This is a genomic window from Winogradskyella sp. SM1960, from assembly GCF_020179375.1.
Classification (GTDB): domain Bacteria; phylum Bacteroidota; class Bacteroidia; order Flavobacteriales; family Flavobacteriaceae; genus Winogradskyella; species Winogradskyella marina.
The window spans coordinates 1-922 of record NZ_JAICBG010000040.1 but is presented as its reverse complement, the minus strand read 5'-3'; the positions used below and the strand labels follow the sequence as shown (position 1 = coordinate 922).

Here is a 922-nt window from a genome sequence, read left to right as displayed (position 1 = left end):
TGATAACAAAATTGCCTCTTTCGTGAACGGAATCATCAATGTATATTTTTGTCATTTGGTGTTAATTGTTGCCAACGGTTTTGTGTATGAGTAGTTGCGTTTTTGTGTGCGAGGATTTTCCGAAGGAAAATCAGACGTAACAAAAATGCAACTACCTTTGTTTAAGCACTAATTTAGCAATTTTTTATACACGTTGTTGTAAAACGTTTTTAATCAATTCTTTCAGCTATTGTTTCAAAAGGCTCCACAGGAAGTCCATATAAAACAGCTTTAGTTTCGTCAATTTCCTTAATCGGAAGCACCAATCCTTTGTGATTATTGTGATAAGTAGAAATCAACAAAGTGTCATCTATTTTTTCTAATAGTATTTTTCGTCCTGCATATCCACTTTTCTTAAGCATTTCAAGAATTTCAGGCTTGTCTAAAATTTTATTGAATTCAATTACACCTTTTTCATTGTTCCATTCAAAATTATATTTCAAAAGTTGAATTCTACTTTCCGATATTTTTGATTCTGTCGGAATTAATTTGACATAATCGTTTTCAAAAATTTTGTCTTCAGTTTTAGATTCCGTTTCGTTAATTACTGTATGTTTTTTTCCTTTTCGATAAAATCTAATTCGGCTGGGATTTATGAATTCAAATTTCAAATCAGATAAGTTTTCAGAGCGATTTTCGACTTTTTTTTCTTTTAAGTTAAGTTCATTTTCCGTGCTTTCCAAGACTGAATAATTAATCTTATCATTCTCGAAAGTAATTATGTCTAAATCACGAAAAGGTCTCATTTCGCTTACGTTAATCCACTTACCATCAATTTTAGTACTCAATTTCATCAAATGTTTTACAACGTGTTTGTGTATGATTAGTTGCGTGGTTAAGCAACTAATTTAGTAAACTTTTACGAACCCGTGAATATTCCGCA

1 protein-coding gene is annotated in these 922 nt (G+C 30.7%); it reads right to left on the bottom strand.

The features are described from left to right. Positions 1 to 209 precede the first annotated feature (209 nt). The gene (locus tag K1X16_RS17880) at positions 210 to 827 is read right to left on the bottom strand and encodes a hypothetical protein (RefSeq protein WP_225037431.1); all 618 of its coding nucleotides are present in this window, start codon (positions 825 to 827) and stop codon (positions 210 to 212) included. Positions 828 to 922 lie beyond the last annotated feature (95 nt).